The following is a 16,790-nucleotide window of genomic DNA, read 5'->3' as shown; positions in this document are numbered from 1 at the left end:
TGAGATATCCCCAAAAAGCCCATGGGCGTGATTGTTGTATTTTTTCAGGAATTCTTATCTCGTCAGGGTCCGATAAATCCTGGGCAGTTTGTGGGGCAGTTCGCGGACGTCGGAGATGAGGTTGTGGCGCAGCGCTTGTCCCGTCTCTTTGCGGAAAGCATAGTCCCCTGAAATTGCATATTTTTTTCTATTGACAGCATCCTGCCAAAGCATTACTCTATTTGCACATGGAAAGAACCATTTCCATCTCAGAAAGTTACTAACCGCCCTTTGCGACATTCCGGATGCTAAAAATTTCCGGAATCGACCAAAGGGCATTATTATTTGGTGGAATAATAATGCAAAAGGTAGCTTTTGTGATTGATGGCTGGTTTATGAGAAAGCGCATCTACCAACTGAAAACCTTCCTGTACAATGGCGAGAACATACGCAAATACTGCCTTAAGCACCTTTTAAAAGACGATCAATTGTACAGAATTTTCTACTACGATACGAATCCCCTCTCCAAAAAGGGCCACAATCCCGTTTCCAAAAAGCAGGTTGATTTTGAAAAGACGTCAGTTGCCGTCCAACAAATCGCCCTTCTTGAGTCCCTGAGGAGCACACCAAACGTAGCCCTCAGACTGGGCAGCTTTGTATGGCAAAACAATGCCTGGGTGCTAAATCAAGATAGATTGAAAAGCCTCATTTCCAAGAAAATCTCCATTGATGACCTTGATGAAAACGACGTCAAGCCGGCAATTACCCAGAAGGGCGTGGACATGAAGATGGGGTTGGATATCACCCCCATCGCCATAAAAAAACTGGCTGACAAGTTGGTCGTGATAACAGGGGATTCGGATGTGGTCCCGGCTCTCAAACTGGCCCGCCGGGAGGGAATGCAGGTGCTTTTGGATCCTCTCAAAGCAGTTACCCGCCCAGACCTCAGAGAGCATGTTGACTATTTACAGACTCACGTCTGAAAGGGGTTATGACGGTCACCTCGTCAGGGTCCGATAAATTCTGGGCAGTTTGTGGGGCAGTTCGCGGACGTCGGAGATGAGGTTGTGGTGCACTCCGCCGTAGATGAGATCCAGGTTGATGCTGGTCTGCAGGTTGACCGTAATGGCGTGCACGTGGACCTGCTGGGACCGGGCCTCGGCGATGGCCTTGCGGGTGTCGGCAATGCTGTATTGGCCCTTGTACTCCAGGTCGTTGGGAAAGCCGTCGCTCAGCACGATCATCAAACGCACCTTGGAGGGAACCTGGGAAAGCACGTGGGCTGCGTGGCGGATGGCCGGCCCCATGCGGGTGTTGCGGGAAGGCGCCATGCCGCTGATGCGCTGCTTGACCTCCGGGGTCATGGCCTCTTCAAAATCCTTGATCCGGGTGTAGTCCACCCTCAGCCTGCCGGCGCCGGAAAAGCCTGCGATGGCAAAGGAGTCCCCCACCGCGCCCAGGGCTTCGCAAAACAGGACGATGGCTTCCTTTTCCACGTCCAGGACGCTTTTTTCGGAGCCCGCCGCCAGGTTGCTGGTGGAGCGGGAAAGGTCCACCAAAAGCAGCACGGACACGTCGCGGATTTGCTTGACCCGTTTGATGTACAGCCTTTCGGACGGGGTTCTGCCCATCCTGCGGTCCACGGCGTAGTCGATCAAAGCCCGATAGTCAAAATCGTCCCCTTCCACCCAATGGCGGAGAATGGCCAGGCCCTGGGGCCTTAAGAGTTCAAAGCTCTTTCGGATGTTTTTTACCAGCCCGGAGTGCTCCTTGAGCGACGCGTCGTAAAACTCCGCATGGCTGGGCAGGCCGGGCGCCGCCACCACCCGGCAGTAGTCGGGCAGGTAATCCTGGGAGTTGTGATCCCATTCCTTGTACCAGAAGACCGGGGCGTTCAGGTCTTCCTCTTGGGGCAGGGAGTGGGCCAGGTCGCCCGAGTCCCTGAGGGAGGAGAAATCCATGCGCTCCTCCTGCCCGGGCTCCAGGGGCTGGGGCTCGGTCGCCCCCTGTTCCGGAGGCTGCATGATGAGGTCGCGCAGGTCCTGTTCCGTCAGGGTTCCATGCTGAGAATCCATGCGTTTTTTCAAATCGGACCGGAGGGCGTACACGCCCATTTGCGACAGCTTGGCCATCAACTGGGCCGCCCGGCGATCGTTTTCCGGCATGGGCGCGTTTCCGCCCGCCAGGATGGTCCGGCCGAAGGGAACCTGCATGGGCTGGTACTCCTTGGCCAGATCCCTGGCCATCATGACTCCGTACCAGGACTGCAAAAACCCCAGCCACGGGCCGTAAAGACCGGCGGTCAGCGCCGCGCTTTGGTGCACGTCCGGCGGATCGCCTTGCATGGATTGAAAGGCCTCCAAAGAAGTTTGGATGATACGCGCAACGTCGTCATCCAGTTGGAATTTTTCCACATCCATGCATAGCGCTGCGGAGGCGTAAAGCCAGGTCATGGGAGGCGCGCCCTGCTCCAGGATGCGCTCCATTTCCGTTATCATATAGGGAAATGCACTTTTCGCGAAGCCGGGGTATTTTTCCAAAAGCAGCCGCCCTACCCTGGCGTGCTCCAGGGCGGCGAACAGGTCCCGGGCGATCTGAAAGACGTCGAATTCGGACAAAAACAAAAACAGGTCCGAGTATTGGGACCGGGTTTCAGGCAGGTTGAATTCCAGGCCCCGGGCCCGGCAGGCAAACACAGCCTTTGTGAGGTCAAAATCATAGGTTTCGAACTCGCACAAGCCGGCTTCCAGGCGGGCCAGGGCTTTGTACAAGGCGGTGTTGTTCTCCTTATCCGGAAAAAAACCCATTTCCCCCGGAAGATACACGGCCCTGCCGTCCGTAATGGACAGGGTGTGACGGCCCACGCCCCGGTTGTGGAGGGGCTCGATGGGCTTGACGTTCAGGCCCTTGCCGGTCCTGGCGCGCAAATACCGGGTGATGACCTGGCGGTTGGATTCCAGGGAAACCGTAACCTGCAGGCTGGAAAAGGAGTCTGCGCCCAGCTTGGACTCCAGGCGCAAAAACTTCATAGCCGCGTCCCGGCTGTGGGATAGCCGGCCCAGGCCTTCGTCCGTAAAAACATCCAGCGCTTCCTTATCCAAAAGGTGCACGCCTTTTTCCAGCCCGTCGCACAGGGGCTCGATGCAATCCAGGCTGGCCTTGGCGACCTTGGCCAGGGCCTGCATCTGAAAGCATCGCCTGGCTTTGGGCAGGCTTTTGGCGGCCTTTGGCAATAATTGGGAAAACAGCAGGCGCTGATGGTAAGTCATGCTTTGACGGAACACAATGCGGACCAGATAGAGGTACGCAGCGGCGGAATCCGGGTCGTCCCGGTGCATAAGCCAGGAGAAAGCCTCCAAGGGCCGCTCCATGGCGTGGGTGCTCCACTTTTTTACGGAGTAAATGGCGGCGATCAGCCTGGCCGCCATGTTCTTCTTGCCGGACAGAATCGCCAAAGGCATGGATTCGGCCGCCAGCTTGCCCAGGGTGGCGCCTTCCCGGCCCGCATGATTGACCAGGTTGCAATACAGGGTGAACTGCCGGTCCGGCTCGTCCAGAATCCGGGCCATGCCCAGGCAAAAGGCTTTGCCGAAGGCGGTTTCCGAAGCCAGGGCCTTAATGCCGAATTCCGCCAGTCGGGGAATGCGCTCCAGCCGGGTCTTGGAAAGGAGAAGACCCCGGACCAGTTCCGCGGTTTCGGGATCGGCGATGGACAGCGGCTCCATCAAGGCCCGAATCCTGGCCAGATCTTCCTGTACATTTACGCCGGGCTGACCCATGCTTCGCCCCATCCTCTAAAACAGGTCTTCGATGAGATCAACTATGGTTTCCGACAGCCCCGGATCGTCGGTGATGGGCAGGCACATGCTGGTCAGGCAGGCGTTCTTGGGGGAGATGCCCTGCCGGATCAACTGAGCCGCGTAGATGAGCAGGCGGGTGCTGGCGCCTTCGGCCAGGCCCTGCTCCCTGAGGTTGCGGATGCGATGGGCCAGGCCCACCAGGGAAAGGGCGGTTTCCTCGTCCACGCCCCCTTCCTTTTCCACGATTTTGGCCTCGTCCTCCTGGGCGGGATATTCGAACTCCAGGCACACAAAACGCTGGCGAGTGCTCTGCTTGAGGTCCTTGACCACGGACTGGTAGCCGGGGTTGTAAGAAACCACCAGCAAAAAATCCGGGTGCGCCTCCACCACCTCGCCTTTTTTGTCCAGGGAAAGCACCCGGCGATCGTCGGTCAGGGGATGGATGACCACGGTGGTGTCCTTGCGGGCTTCCACCACTTCGTCCAGGTAGCAGATGGCGCCCATGCGCACGGCCCGGGACAAGGGGCCGTCCACCCACACGGTTTCGTCGTCCTTTAAAAGGTAGCGGCCCAGGAGGTCGGAGGCGAACAAGTCCTCATGGCACGAGACGGTGACTAAAGGCCTGCCCAGCTTGTAGGCCATGTGCTGCACGAACCGGGTTTTTCCGCATCCTGTGGGGCCTTTAAGCATGACCGGCAGCCGGGCGTTGTACGCGGCGGTGAAAAGAGGCTTTTCATCAGCCACCGGCAAATAAAAGGGCTCGTTGTTGATCATGTAAGCGGAGGAGTCGGGAATTTGGGTATTTTCAAGGGCCTGGCTCATGATGTTATTCCTTTTGTTTCTGTTTTGGCGACTTCAAAAGGCGAATATAGTGGAGGACCTTCGTTGGGTCAAGGCGCTAAAAAAACTTGGAACGGATTGTCTTGCATCCTTTGGGTTTTATGATATGAACAAGCATCTATCGGGTCTGGAGGCGTTCTATGAAATTAAGATGGAAAGTCTTTCTCCTCTTAATGATTTTTTCCCTTGTTCCGCTCATGGTTGTGACCGCTATCAGCCAAAAGGCTACCAAAACGGCGGGGAATATGCTTTCGCGCGACAGCCGCGCGGCCCTGCTGGAGCTTTCGGAAAGGGCTCTGGAAGTCACGGTGCGCAACACGGCTGAAATCCAAAAGGGGTTGGAAGCCGCCTTGGAGTTCCGCATGGCTTCCATGGCGCGCAAGGCGGAATATCTGTACGTCATGCCCGCCCCCGCATCGGACGCCTCTTTCTACTGGAAAGAGGACTTTAACGATCCTGCCAAAGCCCCGCCTGATTTGGCCCCCCATGACGGATATGAAATACGGCATATGGACGGCCAGATCACGCCGTATTCCATCAGCCTGGATTATCCCGTCATCGCCGCGGCGCCGGGGGTGAATCCTGATGAACATCCCGTGGACAAGGCGGTTCTGGCAAGCCTGAGGGACGAATTTATAAGCGCTTACAAAGACGGCGAATCCCGTGCAACCGCCTGCATAGCCCTGGAAAGCGGCTTATTTGCGGCCTATCCGGGCCACGGAGAATTTCCCGAGGGCTACGACCCCCGGCTTAAGCCCTGGTACAGGGCCGCGCTCACCCAAACCAGCCCGGACACCCCCGTGACCTGGACCTTCCCCATGGTGGACGAAGTGACGGGCCAGGTGGTCTTTGCAGCCTCCACCCTGATCCACGATCCGGAAGGCAAGGTGGTGGGGGTTCTATGCATGGACGTGCTCTTGGAGGAAGTTCTGAACATGGCGGCCATGCCGTCCTCGTGGATTGGAACCGTGGAAACCTACGACCTGCTTGTGCAGAACAATCCTGACAACGGAAAGCTTGGCGCCCTGGTTCTGGCCCATGACGATTACGTGACCGCCACGCGGGACTGGACCGGCATGATCTTCACCGAGTGGCTGGACTCCCAGGACAAGGAAATTTTCCATACGATCCTGAAATCCATGGAGCAGGGCAATACCGGCGTGGCCCGCCTCCGCTGCAAAGGCAAGGACTCCATTTGGGCCTTCGCCCCCGTGGGAAGAAAATATTACAAGCTCCTGGTGACCCCCATGAGCTCCATCAACTCCTCCATCGACAAAGCCAATGAAGTGGTGGACAGCCTGACCCGCAAGCATTTGCTGGTGAATTTCATCGCCGCGTGCTGGGCGCTGCTGCTGGGCGTGATCGGCGCCATGATCATTTCCCGTATATTCACCAAGCACATCTATCAAATGATTGACGCGGTCAAACGCCTGGCCAGGGGCGATTTTTCCGTGCACATGGACTTTGAAATCAGCGACGAACGGGGCGAACTGATCACGGCCTTCAACGAAATGGTGCCCAGGCTGCGGGAAAACGTGCGCTTGAAAAAGGCTTTGGAGCTCGCCCACGAAGTCCAGCAAAACCTGCTGCCCGTAGACGCCCCCCTGGTGACGGGCCTGGACATCGCCGGCGCCATCGTCTATTCGGACGAAACCGGCGGCGATTATTACGATTACCTGGAATTTGACGAAACCAACGATCATAAAATCACCGTGGTGGTGGGCGACGTGTCCGGCCACGGCATTCCTTCCGCCCTGCTCATGACTACGGCCAGGGCTTTGTTCCGGCAGCGCTCCAGCATGCGGGGCAGCATCACCAGCATCGTGTCGGACGTCAACAAACTGCTCACCCGCGACGTGGGCCTCTCCGGGCGTTTCATGACCCTCTTCTACATGGACCTGGACACCCAAAAGAAGCAGGTCAAATGGCTGAGAGCCGGGCACGATCCAGCTCTGGTCCTGGACTCCAACACCGGGGAGTTCACCGAACTGGACGGCGAAGGCATTTTCCTCGGCGGCATTGAGGATTATGAATACAAAGAATATGAGCGGGAAATCCACCCCGGCCAGATCATAGCCGTGGGCACGGACGGCGTTTGGGAGGCCAGAAACCAGCAGGGCGACATGTTCGGCAAGGAGGCCTTCAAGCAGATCATTGCGGACAACGCCCATGAACCCGCCCAGGTCATCATGGACAAGGTCTTTGAAGCCGTGGGCGCCTTCCGCCTGCCCGTAAACCAGGAGGACGACATCACCCTGGTGATTATCAAGGTGTTAAAATAGGGACGCGCGATACAAGCTATATTATACTTAATTTCAATTATTTAAGAAAAAATCTCTCGCCTCTGTCAACCTATTGGAAAAATTGTGGACCTTCGTGGGAGGAGCTTTTATGCAAAATAAGGAATCTGACCTTTATGAGTTTGATTTCGGACCAATGGCATTATTTTTCAATTATTGCCATATTGTCATCCTATTGGGCCTTGTAGCAGCCGGCGCGGCTGAATTCATCGCCCGTTTCAAGTTTTATCCCGATGTAATAAAAATGTTTCCTGCTGTAATAACGTGTGTAGGAGTGATTGTATTTTTGCCGCTATACGGTCTAATTCGGATCATGCTTCATAAAATGGCGTATAAAACAATTCTCAACATGCATGATAACCATTTGACTCTTTGGACTTTTTTTAAGAAAGAGCCGGTTCACATCCCTTTGTCGGACTTAAAAAGTGTCAGAATGACATGGTAGATCAATTACGTTCTTGCAGACGGAACAATAATTCGGGGGATGAATACAGAAAAAGCATTTATTGACTTCCTGCGTAAGAACAACATCGATGTTGAGTGGGTGGGTTACGGCAAGTTACGAAAAAAACATTATGATTAGATGCGAGAAAAAACCGAAGGGTAAATCCGTAGCGCGGCCTGGGCAGGGCCCCCCTGCGCCCTACAAATAAAATTCCACCTGAACAACCTAAAGGAGCAGTGTAGATTCAGGGCTTGCCCTGCGTTTTACAGTTTCCCATCATCGGAACAGGCTTCAAACGACTCTCGCACATACAAATCAATCTGGATTTCAAGCACTTCAAAATGCATTCCCGGAGGCCAAAAGGCGCGGCCGGGTAAGATCGCAGAAGTCGGGGATGGCCGCCGGGCGGACTCCGCAGGTTAGGACCCCTTCCCATGCTTTGCGTGGAAATACATATATAAGCATTTAAAAATTAATGGGATTTCATAAAGACTACGGACAAAGGAAAGTGATTGAACTCCTGGTATTGTCCCGTGTTGGATGGATCGTCCGTTCGCCTGAGATGTTGGAGTTTTATTGTCGAAAAAAACCGCGCCTACTGCGCTTGCGCGCCCTGCAGGCTCGGGCTTTGCCGGGGCTGCCCACTGACAGGCTGTTTGGGCGATGGTGAATTTACCGGAGGATTGCAGCTTGCATTTGTTGGGTTTCGCAAGCTCAACCCAACCTACGTCTTTTCATGTAAAAATAACAGGTTGGGTTAAGAAGTCCGCTTTATTAGCGCTACCCCGGCAATAGGGTCTTTGGACTTCGAACCCAACATCTTAGGTCCGTCACGCGTCTTTCAGATAGGCGCGGGAGCCGCGCCGCTAACCATGACCGATCATTAGACCGGGCGTCCCCTGTGAACGCCCGGTTCTTACAACCAAAGCCCTGTTTTAAATTCTATCTGTACTCCTCCGCCAGGTCGGCGATGGTTTGCAGGACGGGCCCGGCTTTTTCCCTGACCAAGGCCTGACAGGCGTTGTCGTAAGGCGTGTCCGACAGGTTGACGATGGCCAGATAGGCCCCGGCGCGCCGGGCGTACTCCGGCATCATGGCCGCGGGATGCACCACCAGGGTGGACCCCACAACCAGAAAAAAGTCGCAGGACGACGAAAGCCGGGCGGCCTGCTCCACCTCTTTTTGCGGCATGGCCTGGCCGAAGGATATGGTGTCGGGCTTCAAATATCCGCCGCAATGGCATTCGGGCGCGGGATCTCCGTCCAGGATGCGCTGTTTGGCCTCGGCCACGGTGGACGTTTCTCCGCAGGTCATGCACCTGACCCGGCGCGTGTTGCCGTGAAGCTCAATGACCTTGTCTCCGGGTATGCCCGACTCCTGATGCAGGCCGTCGATGTTCTGGGTGATGATCGCCTCCAGCAGGCCCATGCCGTAGAGCTTGGCCAGGGCTTGATGCCCTGCGTTGGGCCTGGCTTTTTCCAGGCCGTCCCACATGGCGATTTTCTGGTCCCAATAGCGGACTCTGGCGTCCCGGGAGGCCATGAACTCGTCAAAATACACGGGCCGGTACTGATCCCAGATGCCGCCCTGGCTGCGAAAATCCGGAATTCCCGACTCCGTGGAGATGCCGGCGCCGGTAAAGGCGATGTTTCTTCCGCCTTCCGCGATTTTTTTGGCGATTGCTTCCAGAATATCCTGCATGGGCGCTCCTTTTACAAAGAGTTGAAATACGCAATGGCGTCATCCAGATCCATGGTAAACGGGATGCCGTGAACCGTGGTCTGTACTGTCGGATTTTCGCACGTGGTTTGCGAGAAGTCAAAGGTTAGCCCATTTACGGTAATGGTTCCGCTGGTGGGAATGCCGCAGGTCTGGTCAATCACCAAATTGGTTATTGTCAGGGTGTAGGAGTCGTCTCCGTATTGAATCTGCATGGTTCCCGTAAACGTCTGGGTCGCCCCGGTGTACGTCATGTTGTCAATGGCGACGGTCACGGGAACGCCTTCAACCGTATAGGAGTACAGCACATTTTCCAGGACAACGGATTCCACGGACATGGAGGCGGTGTTGTAAGTCACGGTAATGGTTCCGTTGAGGGCGGTTCCGCACACCGTCAGGTCTTCAATATCCTGGGTGACGACCACCTGGCTGGCATTGGCCTCCACCTTGGTGGTGGAATGGCCGTCAATGGTGCATTCCCCGGTATTGAGGTTCTGGCAGTCCACCTCGAACAGAATGCCTGTTTCCGCGGAATACGTCGGAGTGATGACCAGGACGCCGGATATGGAGCCGCACGCGGGAGCGCTGGAAAAGGTAAAGGTAAAAGTATTGCCGTCGCGCTCATAGGCGCCGCACTCCGATGCATTGGCCAGCACGTCCCGCAGACTGTTCGCCACAGCCACGATGCCGTCGCCCGAGACGTCCTGGACCCCCAGATCCACTAATATTTCGTTGAGGCTTCCAAGATCCTCCCAGCCGTTTTGGCTGTTCACCAGGGACGAAGACGCAAGGTTCAATAGGTCTTCCACCGTTTGCAACTCCTCCAGTTCGTCCTTGGTGAAAAAATGGCCGTGCCCGCCCACATCCTTGAGGATGTAGAGCGCGTCTTCCAGGCTAAGAACGCCGTCCGCGTTGGCGTCTGCAAGCTCCATGTCGATGGTGACGCCGGGATCGATCCCGTTAAGCAGTTTCAGCAGAGCAATGGCGTCCTCCGTGGTTACGAGGTCGTCTCCGTCCACGTCTCCCACAGGAGGCGGGACGGGCGTGGTGGACTGGCCGCGCACGGCGGTCACCCATTGATCGTTGGCCTTTCCGCTGCGGGGGATATTGCCGTACCGCAAGTTGACGGAGTACGTGTTGGAGGGCGATGTTTCAAAGGTGGTGGATGACCAATACCAGTTAGGTTCTACATTGAGAAAAGGATGCCCGGCGGGCAATGCGCTGTTCAACACCGGACGGGACCAAGCCAGCAAGCTAGTTAGTTCCGTGCGGTTGGGCAATCGCCAATCGTTGTAATTGGCCGTGTAGCCGGAGCAGGAATAGGTTCCGGGGGAGGAATTGAACGTATTGACGGCGTCCAGACCTTCCTGCCACTCCATGTTTCCCGAGCCGCCCACGCAGTCGAAATCCTTGAGCCACATGAGCCCGGTTAATTCATCGGTGATGGTGCCGTCCTGGTTATCGGTAAACCGGGGCGAAGGCCAGGTTACGCCGTGCTGGTATTCTCCGTCCTCTCCGGTCCCGGAGCAGTTACGCACATTCCCCTGCTCATCATAGCACAGAGTCTGGCCGGTTTTCGCCACATTGGCAGGATGGGCGGGATCGGCAACTCCGTTGGGGCCGCCTCGCACCGCCCAGGCAAGACTGAGTCCATTGGTCTTTTGATAAATGACAATGGTATTGCTGCCGGATCCATCCGCCTGAAAATCAAAGGCCCACGCGTCGTTGGCGTTCTGGGAGTCGGTCGTGGAAGACCAGTAGGCGGAACCTAGAGAATTAGGAATGTTTTCAAAGCCCTGGCCTTGCAGCCAGGCGGCGGGATCGGCCGCGCCTGCGTTGTAGAGGCTGTTGAGTTCGTTGATGTTGGGCAGCCGCCAGTCCGTGTAGGTTGCTGAGTAGGCGATGCAATTAAGCTCTGCGTTGGCGCAGGAATTGAGATCGTAAGTCCCCGCATTGATCCCTGCAATAAAATCCAGGGCCTCCTGCCATGTCATGTAGCCGTAGCAGATGGTGGGCGAACTGGGTGCAAAGCAGGACCCCACCGGATTGCCCGGGTCGTTCGGGTCTTCGACGGTCTGCCCGGGATTGGCGTTTTTCAGCCACATAAGGCCGGTCAGGTTGTCGGTGATGGTGCCGTCGCCGTTGTCCGTAAACCGGGGATTCGGCCAGGCCACTCCTGCCTTAAAGTCGCCGTCTTGGCCGGAGCCGTTGCAATTGACTAAGCCGCCATCTTCATTGTAACAATTTTCCTGCCCCGTTTGGGGAAGTCCCAGGGCGGAAGCAAAGCAAAAAGCGGGAAAGGCGGTTAGCAGGCAAAACAGCAAGGCAAGGGTCAAGCGTGCTTTCATGTCGGGAACCTCCTTGATTACGGATCAGTCTTTTCTTCATCAATACGGCTTGGGCGGGAATGGACCTGGCTGGTCCATATTTTCAACCAAAACGGCGCATCACTCTATCCGGCAAAACAGATTTGGCCGATTCACCTGGGAGACACAGCATATCTCCCTAAATTTTTACAGAAATTGAACTTCGATAATACAGATCGAAAAAATGGGGGTCAACTTTTTTTGCCAATGGTTTGACGAGCACAAGTCTTCAACATTATCTATGTTAATAAATCGAATATATTACCATTTCAACATTAGGAGGAATCCATGAAAAAGGCTTTTCAGGCTATTCTGGCTTCTTTGATGCGCCTGCCGGCCGCCCAAGGGGCCGTGATAGGCGACATGGGTGGACGAAAGAACCTGTGACTGCACCTTGGAGAACATAACCGGCGACTCGGCCTGCAGCATTGCCAACGGGAGGACCATGGCCATCAGCGGCGTGGAGGTTGATTTCTCAGGCACGAGCTGCGCCAATCCCTGCGTCACCGTCACGGTGCGGGGCAGGTCCGTGCAGATGTCCCTGGAGGACGCCGTCGCCATGCTTTGGTAAAATAAAGGGAAACGGAACCGCCGGACCGGAAATTTGTCCGGCCCGGCGGTTTTGGTTGTTCTTGCTTGATCTCAACCCTAATGCATACGGGGTTGATTTTTCAGTGCGTACGATTTCGTATTGACTCAGGCAGCTTGAGCAGATAATGCCGCAAATAGATCAGAACCCCAGCAACCTGATAGGAATCAAGCCACCAGCAGCGCGTTATTCTTCAGGTATGTCAGGCCGTTCTCAACCACCTTTTCCATGGTGGTTTGAATGAATTCCGAATCCTCAACGGGTTTGCCTTCACGTTTGAGGGAAAGGACGCCTTCTTTCACCAAGGCGACCATGCCTTCCACCAGCGCCGCCTTGTCCCGGGTTCCGTCCACTAAAGGAATCATGTTGATCAAAGCCGCGTCCAGAGGCACGGTTTCGTGGCGCTGATTGACCGTCCGGGGACGCATTTTGGCGTATACAGCGCCCAACGGGCTGACCTTGGGCTTTTCGCTGATTTCAGAGACAAAATCGCCTTGCCATAGATGGTATTCCACAAGGCTGATGGTCATGCATTGCAGCATGTCTGCGAGAAGAACTTGCTTGAACTGCGCCTCTTCCACTTTTTCGGCGTCTTTTATCCCCCCCTCCATCAATTTCTTTTTGGCGGCGGCCGCCAATTCATCGATGCCCAGGGCCCTGGGCCAGGCTTCTTTAAGCGCAAAGAGGGCGGCTTTGGTAATAGGCCGGGATATGGAAATGGAGGGGCCTTTGGGGCTTTTGAAGGTAATCCGGGTTTCCGCGGACAAATCGGTCAAATCGTCCTGAGCCTTGGCCGCTGAAGCAAAAAGGAATTTTTCAAGGCGGCCGGCCGTCACGTTGCGATTGACGGCGCTTCCGGTCTTGCACAGGATGGTCTGGCGAAACATGCGGTTGCGCACGAAATCCATGTATTGCTCGGTCTGGATGATGTTTTTGCTAATCCGCTTGAGCGTCTCGCTGACCTCTTTGGAAAACCCGGACGTGAGCATGGTGCTGAAATCGGATTCTCCCAGGTATTGCATCCCGTGCTTGTTGGCCATTTCGGCGAACTGGTGGAAATACATGGGCTCGTTCCGATCCTCAAGGTGCTCGTGAAAAAGGTAATAGTCCTTGCTCTTTTTCAAAAGGTCCATCTCGCTTTTCAGAAGCAGGCCGTAGTAGTTGTTTTCCGTGGGAACGGATTTGGCCAAAAAGTCCACCAAAGCCCTCGCCTGCTGCACCTTGCGCGGCTGATCTTCAAACTGGGCCGTGTGGTACAGCATCATGTGGCGGATCATGCCGCGCATGTGCCAGCCGGGATACACATTATAAGAAAGGTAGGCCAGGCCGCCGTCCGTGAGATTTTCAGAGCACACGGCCATCATTTTTTCCTGCACCTCCCCGGGCACCCAGGAAAAGACGCCGTGGGAGATGACAAAATCGAACTTTCCCCAGGACTCGTCAATGTCCATGATGCTGGCGTTTTCAATGCGGACGTTTTTCAGGCCCAGGTCCTCGATCACCTTGCGGCCCGCCTTCACCTGCTCCAGGGCCAGGTCCACGCCCACAAATTCCGCCTCGGGAAAATGACAGGCCATGGGAATCAGGTTGCCGCCTGACGCGCATCCCATTTCCAGCACCCGGCATTTTTGGATGTCCGGGGGATTCAGGCCGAAGAGCGCGGCCAGGGCCGCCAGGCGCTGCGGGTGCGTTTGCGGGAAAGGATTGCTTTCGTAAGGGACGTCGTCATAGGAAGTGCGCTGTACGATTTCCTCGGTCATTTTTTCGCCTTTCACGATATTGCTTTATGGAAGTGTGGGATGGGAACCAAGCCGGTATTGTGAAATACCTAACAGTTCACATAAAAAACGTTGCCTTTTGCATCGCTTTCTTTTAGTAGAGAGAATGTAAATGGTCAAGTATTTAAAATGTATATGGCGGTTGACCGCAAGCAATCAGTGTGGTAGACAGGATTCTGATTCCAACCATCTATCCATGGGTTTTGCGCAATCGTATTCCAGATGAATTGAAAGGAGAAACCTGGTATGGCAGAACAAGGCATTTACAAAAACCCCATCTTTCTTAACTCCGTGACGCACAAATCGGTCAAAGTGGCCCCGGTGAAAGATTACTCTTTTGCATCCAAACTGAACTCCGTTGTGATCGTAGGACAGGAGTTTTTGGAAGCCGCTAAGTTTTTTCCGGTTGTTTTCACGCGTGCGGGGGAAGATCAGATAGTTCCTGTGGCTATTCTTGGGTTGCGTAACGAAGAAAACCTGTTTGTGGGCAAGGATGGCAAATGGAAAGAGGGGACTTATATGCCTGCCTATTTCCGCCGTTATCCTTTTGTCCTGGCTTCCAACGTGGGCGAAGACGCCTCCTACGCCGTTTGCGTGGACTCGAACTTCGAGGGCTTCGGCAAAAGCGAAGGCATGGCCCTGTTTGACGATGACGGAAAACAGACGGACGAGTTCAAAAGAGTGGTGCAGTTCCTTCAAAATTACCAGGTGCAGCACGAGGCCACCAAAGAAATGGTCAAGCTGCTCCAGGAATATGAACTGTTCAAAGACGTTTCCGCTAACATCACCCTGCCCAAGGGCGAAAAAATCGGGTTCGGCCGCCTGCTGATGGTGGACGAAATGGGAATTTTCAACCTGGACGACGAAAAAATCGTCAACCTGGTCCGCACCGGCTACCTGGCCTGGATCTATTCCCACCTGTACTCCCTGTCCAATTTCAGAAGCCTCATGGCCATGATCAAATAAGACAGGTTTGCAATCAATAAAAATCAAAGGCAGTCCCGCCGGGCCTTAATCCCCGGCTTGACTGCCTTTTTTTATCTCGCTCCCATGCTTCGCGTGGGAATACATACATAACCATTTGAAACCAAAACAATTTCAAACAGGCAATACTCGACAGGGAACCTTTAACACACAAAATGTAAAATCACCCGTTACGCTCCATTTCGATGTAGGCCTTGATTTCGTTCAAGACAAAATACTTTTTCAGAGCCCGGGCCAATTCCTCCTGGCTGGCGGCCTTGCCCGTGACTTCCTCCATATATTGCATGGCGTAATCCAGGGCCTCGTTCAGTTCCTTTTCCAGTTTTTCCGGCATGATGTTGTGTCTCCCGATTTTGGATGCTGACGGCCCGGCCTCATTCATCCGCGCCGTTCATTTTTTTCCTAAGCATATCCAGGCGAATCCGGTGCCTGTCCGCATCCGGGTTCAAACGCACCGCCTGGGTGTAATGTATCAGAGCTTCGCCGTTCCTGCCCAGCCGTTCCAGGGCCAGGCCCAGATTGTAATGGGCGAAGGCGAATTCCGGGTCCAGGCGAATGGCTTCCCGGAAATAGGGAATAGATACATTTTCCCGGCCCTGGTTGTAAAGAGCGGTTCCCGCATTATAAAAGGCCCTGGCCGTCATTTGATGCTTAAAGGGCAAAGGCTGATTGACCAGCAGAGCAATGACAAGCGCCGGCGCCAGACAAAGCGCAAGCGGCTTGATGCGCCAAGCCATAAGCATCGGCGCCGCCCCGGCCAATCCCGCCCCTGCGAATAGGGCCAGAATAGGGAGAATGGGCGCTCTGTAGCGGGCGAACACGTAAAACAAAATGGTGGAGGCGAAAAAACCCGCCGCCGAAACATATAGCAGGCCCAGGCTTTTCCTGTCCCGAATGCCAACGCATAATCCGAAAACCGCCAGGGGCGGCAGTATTCCAAAATGAAAGTTTTCGGCAAGGCCGCCCAGAATGCGGGAATGCTTCTCGTAAGTGTACTGGCATTCGGTGTCCGGCAGCTCGGTTGCGTTCCAGAACAGCCAGGATTTTTGCAGCATCAGCGCGGCCCAATGGCCGGGGCTGGACAGGATGAAGTCCAAAGCCCGGCTTGTCCAATAGCGGGAAACCTGGGCCGGAGTCAGCTCCCGCCCTTCCGCCTCCTGGGCGAGACGGGTGGCGTCCTCCCGTTCGAACTCGGTCATGCCCCGGCCTTCCACCAGGGGCATGTACATGCCGTTGGCCTCCGGGTTGTTGCCTATGTAAAAATTGGGGCCGAACTGGGAGGTTGTCAGGACGAACTCTCCGCCTACGGCGGCGTTTCGAATCGCCGCGGGCGCAAGGATCAACATAACGCCCAGGACAAAGGCGGCGACCAGAGCTATGCTTTTTTTTATTCCGCGACCCCGAAAATGAAGCAGGATCCACAGGCCCGCCAAAAAAACCAGCAGCAAGGCGTTTTCCCGCACCAGGCATAGGGCGCCCAGGGCCGATCCCGCTGCAAGCCATCGCGATTCGGAAGGGTCTCCTATGGCCCGGCCCGCCAAAGCCAGAAACAGGGCTGTAAAAAACAGAGCCAGCACGGTTTTCTGGATGAGTACGTCAAAATAGACGGCCGGAGGGTATAGGGCCATAAGAAAGCCCGCAACCGCTCCGGCGATTGGAGAGAAAAACCACTTGCCCGCCTGGGCCGTGAGCACGCATGTGAAGGCGCCCAGAACAATCTGGACCATGCGCACGACGAAAAGGTTGGGGCCGAATAATTTATACAAAACGCCCAGGAAATAGGGATACAAGGGCGCCTGATAAAAAGCATCGTCTCCCAACCAGGCGCCCGAGGCGATCTCCCTGGCCCAGGCGTCATAGGAGGCCGCGTCGTTCATTAGCAGTGAAAACAAGGGCGTCCGGGAGATTTCCAGGCAGTAAAACAGCCGCACCAAAAAGGCGGTTGCGAAAACCGCCGCCAAAAGCGCCATCCAGCCTCGCCGCCCTCCCC

General features: G+C 55.3%; 12 protein-coding genes. 5 read left to right on the top strand and 7 right to left on the bottom strand.

The window, feature by feature from the left end; genetic code table 11:
* The first annotated feature begins 284 nt into the window (after nt 1-284).
* Nucleotides 285-962, top strand: a complete 678-nt coding sequence (locus tag BUE18_RS22090; protein WP_083611218.1) for an NYN domain-containing protein — start codon at nt 285-287, stop codon at nt 960-962.
* A gap of 15 nt (nt 963-977) precedes the next feature.
* Here BUE18_RS22090 and BUE18_RS22085 read toward each other — a convergent pair whose 3' ends face one another.
* A complete protein-coding gene (locus BUE18_RS22085; RefSeq protein ID WP_073478339.1) occupies nt 978-3,758 on the bottom strand; it encodes a nitric oxide reductase activation protein NorD in 2,781 nt (926 codons plus the stop codon).
* A 15-nt stretch (nt 3,759-3,773) separates the two neighbouring features.
* A complete protein-coding gene (locus tag BUE18_RS22080) occupies nt 3,774-4,601 on the bottom strand; it encodes a CbbQ/NirQ/NorQ/GpvN family protein (RefSeq protein WP_073478338.1) in 828 nt (275 codons plus the stop codon).
* Between the two features lie 158 nt (nt 4,602-4,759).
* Between BUE18_RS22080 and BUE18_RS22075 the strand changes: the two genes are divergently transcribed.
* Together BUE18_RS22075 and BUE18_RS22070 are read left to right on the top strand one after the other, a co-directional pair.
* On the top strand, nt 4,760-6,901 hold the full coding sequence (locus BUE18_RS22075) for a SpoIIE family protein phosphatase (RefSeq protein ID WP_073478337.1): 2,142 nt from the start codon (nt 4,760-4,762) through the stop codon (nt 6,899-6,901).
* 109 nt (nt 6,902-7,010) lie between these two features.
* Nucleotides 7,011-7,364 carry a hypothetical protein gene (locus BUE18_RS22070; RefSeq protein WP_073478336.1) on the top strand — a complete coding sequence of 118 codons (354 nt, stop codon included), beginning with the start codon at nt 7,011-7,013 and terminating at the stop codon, nt 7,362-7,364.
* Nucleotides 7,365-8,306: 942 nt separating this feature from the next.
* Here the strand turns inward: BUE18_RS22070 and BUE18_RS22065 are convergent.
* Together BUE18_RS22065 and BUE18_RS22060 are read right to left on the bottom strand one after the other, a co-directional pair.
* Nucleotides 8,307-9,065: an SIR2 family NAD-dependent protein deacylase gene (locus tag BUE18_RS22065; protein WP_073478335.1), complete on the bottom strand. Its 759-nt coding sequence runs from the start codon at nt 9,063-9,065 to the stop codon at nt 8,307-8,309.
* 11 nt (nt 9,066-9,076) lie between these two features.
* Nucleotides 9,077-11,431 (bottom strand): Lcl domain-containing protein, encoded by a 2,355-nt coding sequence (locus tag BUE18_RS22060; protein WP_073478334.1) that lies wholly within the window; start codon nt 11,429-11,431, stop codon nt 9,077-9,079.
* A 385-nt stretch (nt 11,432-11,816) separates the two neighbouring features.
* On the opposite strand from BUE18_RS22060, the gene BUE18_RS27670 reads away from it, so the two are divergent.
* Nucleotides 11,817-12,020, top strand: a complete 204-nt coding sequence (locus BUE18_RS27670; RefSeq protein WP_139264852.1) for a hypothetical protein — start codon at nt 11,817-11,819, stop codon at nt 12,018-12,020.
* Between the two features lie 185 nt (nt 12,021-12,205).
* Here the strand turns inward: BUE18_RS27670 and BUE18_RS22055 are convergent, their stop codons facing one another.
* The gene (locus BUE18_RS22055; protein WP_073478333.1) at nt 12,206-13,798 is read right to left on the bottom strand and encodes a methyltransferase regulatory domain-containing protein; all 1,593 of its coding nucleotides are present in this window, start codon (nt 13,796-13,798) and stop codon (nt 12,206-12,208) included.
* A 264-nt stretch (nt 13,799-14,062) separates the two neighbouring features.
* Here BUE18_RS22055 and BUE18_RS22050 point away from each other — a divergent pair, with 264 nt between their 5' ends.
* Nucleotides 14,063-14,782 (top strand): SapC family protein, encoded by a 720-nt coding sequence (locus BUE18_RS22050; protein ID WP_073478332.1) that lies wholly within the window; start codon nt 14,063-14,065, stop codon nt 14,780-14,782.
* 181 nt (nt 14,783-14,963) lie between these two features.
* Here the strand turns inward: BUE18_RS22050 and BUE18_RS28055 are convergent, their stop codons facing one another.
* The gene (locus BUE18_RS28055; RefSeq protein ID WP_170868432.1) at nt 14,964-15,134 is read right to left on the bottom strand and encodes a hypothetical protein; all 171 of its coding nucleotides are present in this window, start codon (nt 15,132-15,134) and stop codon (nt 14,964-14,966) included.
* 40 nt (nt 15,135-15,174) lie between these two features.
* Nucleotides 15,175-16,770, bottom strand: coding sequence for a tetratricopeptide repeat protein (locus tag BUE18_RS22040; RefSeq protein ID WP_073478330.1), 1,596 nt, complete (start codon nt 16,768-16,770; stop codon nt 15,175-15,177).
* Between the last annotated feature and the right edge of the window lie 20 nt (nt 16,771-16,790).

Source organism: Desulfatibacillum alkenivorans DSM 16219 (assembly GCF_900142135.1).
Lineage (GTDB): Bacteria > Desulfobacterota > Desulfobacteria > Desulfobacterales > Desulfatibacillaceae > Desulfatibacillum > Desulfatibacillum alkenivorans.
The sequence above is the reverse complement of the archived record's forward strand: the minus strand, read 5'-3'. Positions and strand labels throughout refer to the sequence as shown.

Excerpts from the sequence above, each read along its gene's own strand:
- BUE18_RS28055 (WP_170868432.1), bottom strand. The coding sequence starts at position 15,134 with ATGCCGGAAAAACTGGAAAAGGAACTGAACGAGGCCCTGGATTACGCC.
- BUE18_RS22050 (WP_073478332.1), top strand. The coding sequence starts at position 14,063 with ATGGCAGAACAAGGCATTTACAAAAACCCCATCTTTCTTAACTCCGTG.
- BUE18_RS22065 (WP_073478335.1), bottom strand. The coding sequence starts at position 9,065 with ATGCAGGATATTCTGGAAGCAATCGCCAAAAAAATCGCGGAAGGCGGA.
- BUE18_RS22070 (WP_073478336.1), top strand. The coding sequence starts at position 7,011 with ATGCAAAATAAGGAATCTGACCTTTATGAGTTTGATTTCGGACCAATG.
- BUE18_RS22075 (WP_073478337.1), top strand. The coding sequence starts at position 4,760 with ATGAAATTAAGATGGAAAGTCTTTCTCCTCTTAATGATTTTTTCCCTT.
- BUE18_RS22090 (WP_083611218.1), top strand. The coding sequence starts at position 285 with ATGCTAAAAATTTCCGGAATCGACCAAAGGGCATTATTATTTGGTGGA.
- BUE18_RS22060 (WP_073478334.1), bottom strand. The coding sequence starts at position 11,431 with ATGAAAGCACGCTTGACCCTTGCCTTGCTGTTTTGCCTGCTAACCGCC.
- BUE18_RS22085 (WP_073478339.1), bottom strand. The coding sequence starts at position 3,758 with ATGGGTCAGCCCGGCGTAAATGTACAGGAAGATCTGGCCAGGATTCGG.
- BUE18_RS22055 (WP_073478333.1), bottom strand. The coding sequence starts at position 13,798 with ATGACCGAGGAAATCGTACAGCGCACTTCCTATGACGACGTCCCTTAC.
- BUE18_RS22080 (WP_073478338.1), bottom strand. The coding sequence starts at position 4,601 with ATGAGCCAGGCCCTTGAAAATACCCAAATTCCCGACTCCTCCGCTTAC.
- BUE18_RS22040 (WP_073478330.1), bottom strand. The coding sequence starts at position 16,770 with ATGGCGCTTTTGGCGGCGGTTTTCGCAACCGCCTTTTTGGTGCGGCTG.